Source organism: Rothia sp. P5766, from assembly GCF_048513555.1.
Classification (GTDB): domain Bacteria; phylum Actinomycetota; class Actinomycetes; order Actinomycetales; family Micrococcaceae; genus Rothia.
On record NZ_JBLXXS010000029.1, the window covers coordinates 1 to 5,430 of the forward strand.

The window sequence follows — 5,430 nt, forward strand, 5'->3', positions numbered from 1 at the left end:
TCAAAACCATACAGTGGACGCAAACAAACAAGCACAAAACAAAAAAATGTGTAAGCCTTCGGACTATTAGTACCAGTCAACTCCACGGGCATTCCCCGCTTCCATACCCGGCCTATCAACCCCATCATCTACAGGGATCCTCACACAACAAACGTTGCCAGGAAATCTCATCTCGAAACAGGCTTCCCGCTTAGATGCTTTCAGCGGTTATCCCTCCCGAACGTAGCCAATCAGCCATGCACCTGGCGGTACAACTGACATACCAGAGGTTCGTCCGTCCCGGTCCTCTCGTACTAAGGACAGCCTTTCTCAAATTTCCAACGCGCGCAGCGGATAGGGACCGAACTGTCTCACGACGTTCTGAACCCAGCTCGCGTACCGCTTTAATGGGCGAACAGCCCAACCCTTGGGACCAACTCCAGCCCCAGGATGCGACGAGCCGACATCGAGGTGCCAAACCATGCCGTCGATATGGACTCTTGGGCAAGATCAGCCTGTTATCCCCGAGGTACCTTTTATCCGTTGAGCGACGGCCGTTCCACAACGTACCGCCGGATCACTAGTCCCGACTTTCGTCCCTGCTCGACCTGCCAGTCTCACAGTCAAGCTCCCTTGTGCACTTACACTCAACACCTGATTGCCAACCAGGCTGAGGGAACCTTTGGGCGCCTCCGTTACACTTTAGGAGGCAACCGCCCCAGTTAAACTACCCATCAGGCACTGTCCCTGACCCGGATCACGGGCCGAAGTTAGACATCCAGAGCGACCAGAGTGGTATTTCAACAACGACTCCACAAACACTAGCGTGCCTGCTTCACAGTCTCCCACCTATCCTACACAAGCCACACCGAACACCAATACCAAACTATAGTAAAGGTCACGGGGTCTTTCCGTCCTGCTGCGCGAAACGAGCATCTTTACTCGTACTGCAATTTCGCCGAGTTCATGGTTGAGACAGTAGGGAAGTCGTTACTCCATTCGTGCAGGTCGGAACTTACCCGACAAGGAATTTCGCTACCTTAGGATGGTTATAGTTACCACCGCCGTTTACTGGGGCTTAAATTCTCAGCTTCGCCCACAAGGGGCTAACCAATCCTCTTAACCTTCCAGCACCGGGCAGGAGTCAGTCCGTATACATCGTCTTACGACTTCGCACGGACCTGTGTTTTTGATAAACAGTCGCTTCCCCCAATTCTCTGCGACCCATACACGCTCACGGTAGCAAGTACCGATCACGCTCAAGGCTCCCCTTCTCCCGAAGTTACGGGGACATTTTGCCGAGTTCCTTAACCATGATTCTCTCGATCGCCTTAGTATTCTCTACCTGATCACCTGTGTCGGTTTCGGGTACGGGCGGCTAAAACCTCACGCCGATGCTTTTCTCGGCAGCATAGGATCACCAAATCCCCCAAACGGGGTCCCATCACGTCTCAGGCAAACACCGGCGCATTTAACAACCGGATACCCTACACGCTTAGACCACGACAACCATCGCGTGGCTTGGCTACCTTCCTGCGTCACACCTGTTAATACGTTTACCTCCAAAAATCGGGTCCTGCACTCCACCCCCAAGCCCAACCAAAAGGAAAGGCACAAAGGGCATCACACAGTTAGCATCAAAATATCAGTATGGGCGGTTTTTCACCGGTACGGGAATATCAACCCGTTATCCATCGACTACGCCTGTCGGCCTCGCCTTAGGCCCCGACTAACCCAGGGCAGATTAGCTTGACCCTGGAACCCTTGATCATCCGGCGCACGGGTTTCTCACCCGTGATTCGCTACTCATGCCTGCATTCTCACTCGCATACCCTCCACCACTGGTTCACACCGCAGCTTCACCGGATACACGACGCTCCCCTACCCAACAAGAAAAAATCTCATTGCCATAACTTCGGTGGTGTACTTGAGCCCCGCTACATTATCGGCGCAGAATCACTTGACCAGTGAGCTATTACGCACTCTTTCAAGGGTGGCTGCTTCTAAGCCAACCTCCTGGTTGTCTCAGCAACTCCACATCCTTTCCCACTTAGTACACGCTTAGGGACCTTAGTTGATGGTCTGGGCTGTTTCCCTCTCGACAATGAAGCTTATCCCCCACTGTCTCACTGCTACGCTCTAACTTACCGGCATTCGGAGTTTAGCTGACGTCAGTAACCCTGTGGGGCCCATCGGCCATCCAGTAGCTCTACCTCCGGCAAGAAACACGTAACGCTGCACCTAAATGCATTTCGGGGAGAACCAGCTATCACAGAGTTTGATTGGCCTTTCACCCCTATCCACAGCTCATCCCCTCCATTTTCAACTGAAGTGGGTTCGGTCCTCCACGACGTCTTACCGTCGCTTCAACCTGGCCATGGATAGATCACTCCGCTTCGGGTCTAGATCCTGCCACTGACACGCCCTATTCAGACTCGCTTTCGCTACGGCTTCCCCACACGGGTTAACCTCGCGACAGAACACTAACTCGCAGGCTCATTCTTCAAAAGGCACGCTGTCACCCCAAAAGGCTCCAACGGCTTGTAAGCACACGGTTTCAGGTACTATTTCACTCCCCTCCCGGGGTACTTTTCACCATTCCCTCACGGTACTGATTCACTATCGGTCACTAGAAAGTATTTAGACTTACCAGGTGGTCCTGGCAGATTCACACGAGATTCCACGAGCCCCGTGCTACTCGGGTGGCACACACGCGGTCTAACACATTTCGGCTACAGGACTCTCACCCTCTCCGGTCACCCATCCCAAGGCGTTCACCTACATGCTAGAACATCACGTCCACAGTCGATTGAAACTGTGATGCGTACTCCCACAACCCCCATGATGCAACCCTCAACCGGTATCACACACCACAGGTTTAGTCTCATCCGCTTTCGCTCGCCACTACTCACAGAATCATTTGTTATTTTCTCTTCCTGAGGGTACTGAGATGTTTCACTTCCCCCCGTTCCCTCCAACCAGCCTATACATTCAACTGGTGGTAACAAACCATGATAGCTTGCTGGGTTTCCCCATTCGGAAATCCTGGGATCAACGCCCTGTTATCGGCTCCCCCAGGCTTATCGCAGATTCACACGTCCTTCATCGGCTTCTAGTGCCAAGGCATCCACCGTGTGCCCTTAATAACTTACACACAGATAAAATCAAGAATAAATTAACCTTGACTATATTTAACTAAGTACAAAATCAAGAATCAAAGAAACACAATCCAAAAAGAATTGAGTATTCTTCAAAACATTGAAGATGCTCGCGTCCACTATACAGTTCTCAAACAACAACCCGATCAACACTCAAGGCAACCAGAACAAACTGATCACTACTCTCATGCCGGGATACACCAAGATAACAAACAAACGCCTGCTACCTCAAAACCCAACAACGCACCAACACTACACAACACACAAACCAATCAACACAAACCCAAAAGCCTGCACCAGAACTAACATTCCACCCATGAGCAAACCACCCAAACGACACTCGCGCTCAGCATGGCCAACTAAAAGTTGAGCTCCTTAGAAAGGAGGTGATCCAGCCGCACCTTCCGGTACGGCTACCTTGTTACGACTTAGTCCCAATCGCCAATCCCACCTTCGACGACTCCCTCCCACAAGGGGTTAGGCCATCGGCTTCGGGTGTTACCAACTTTCGTGACTTGACGGGCGGTGTGTACAAGGCCCGGGAACGTATTCACCGCAGCGTTGCTGATCTGCGATTACTAGCGACTCCGACTTCATGGGGTCGAGTTGCAGACCCCAATCCGAACTGAGACCGGCTTTTTGGGATTAGCTCAACCTCACAGTATCGCAACCCTTTGTACCGGCCATTGTAGCATGCGTGAAGCCCAAGACATAAGGGGCATGATGATTTGACGTCATCCCCACCTTCCTCCGAGTTGACCCCGGCAGTCTCCTATGAGTCCCCACCATCACGTGCTGGCAACATAGAACGAGGGTTGCGCTCGTTGCGGGACTTAACCCAACATCTCACGACACGAGCTGACGACAACCATGCACCACCTGTATACCAGCCCCGAAGGGAAACCACATCTCTGCAGCGATCCAGTATATGTCAAGCCTTGGTAAGGTTCTTCGCGTTGCATCGAATTAATCCGCATGCTCCGCCGCTTGTGCGGGCCCCCGTCAATTTCTTTGAGTTTTAGCCTTGCGGCCGTACTCCCCAGGCGGGGCACTTAATGCGTTAGCTACGGCGCGGAAAACGTGGAATGTCCCCCACACCTAGTGCCCAACGTTTACGGCATGGACTACCAGGGTATCTAATCCTGTTTGCTCCCCATGCTTTCGCTTCTCAGCGTCAGTTACAGCCCAGAGACCTGCCTTCGCCATTGGTGTTCCTCCTGATATCTGCGCATTTCACCGCTACACCAGGAATTCCAGTCTCCCCTACTGCACTCTAGTTAGCCCGTACCCACTGCAAACCCGGAGTTAAGCCCCGGGCTTTCACAGCAGACGCGACAAACCGCCTACAAGCTCTTTACGCCCAATAATTCCGGACAACGCTCGCGCCCTACGTATTACCGCGGCTGCTGGCACGTAGTTAGCCGGCGCTTCTTCTGCAGGTACCGTCACTTTCGCTTCTTCCCTGCTGAAAGAGGTTTACAACCCGAAGGCATTCATCCCTCACGCGGCGTCGCTGCATCAGGCTTGCGCCCATTGTGCAATATTCCCCACTGCTGCCTCCCGTAGGAGTCTGGGCCGTGTCTCAGTCCCAGTGTGGCCGGTCACCCTCTCAGGCCGGCTACCCGTCGTCGCCTTGGTGAGCCGTTACCTCACCAACAAGCTGATAGGCCGTGAGCCCATCTAAAACCAGTACAAACCCTTTCCACCAGCATCCCATGCGGGAACTGGTCGTATCCGGTATTAGACCTCGTTTCCAAGGCTTATCCCAGAGTTAAAGGCAGGTTACTCACGTATTACTCACCCGTTCGCCACTAATCCAACCAGTGCAAGCACCGGTCATCATCGTTCGACTTGCATGTGTTAAGCACGCCGCCAGCGTTCGTCCTGAGCCAGAATCAAACTCTCCGTTAGAAAACAAAAAAAGTTGATGATCCTAGTCTCGATTTGATAGCGAACCATTCACCACGGGGTGGTGTGGTTCAAGCTGACGAATCTGAAACCATATGATTATCAAATTCACACCCAACCAGCCACAAAGACCAGATCAGGTGCATCTAATGTATAAATATTTGGTATCAGTTCTATTTCCGCACCACCTGCACCCCTCATATTTATCGGGGCCCAGTATTTGTGGTGTGGACGATTAGAATGTTATGTTTATAACATTGGTACGCTATTGAGTTTTCAAGCAACAGACCACCATCAAACCTTCACAAGCCAAGCAGGCTGGTGCGGTTTTCGATGCGGTTTCTTGGTTGTCACCGTTTTTGGCAACTCGTCTAGTCTATCGCGT

General features: G+C 52.2%; 2 rRNA genes. Both read right to left on the reverse strand.

The features are described 5' to 3' along the window. Positions 1 to 46: 46 nt before the first annotated feature. Positions 47 to 3,133 (reverse strand): 23S ribosomal RNA (locus ACN08V_RS10345). A 383-nt stretch (positions 3,134 to 3,516) separates the two neighbouring features. Then, positions 3,517 to 5,048: ribosomal RNA gene (locus ACN08V_RS10350) — 16S ribosomal RNA — on the reverse strand. The 16S and 23S rRNA genes sit together here, the layout of an rRNA operon. Positions 5,049 to 5,430: the final 382 nt, after the last annotated feature.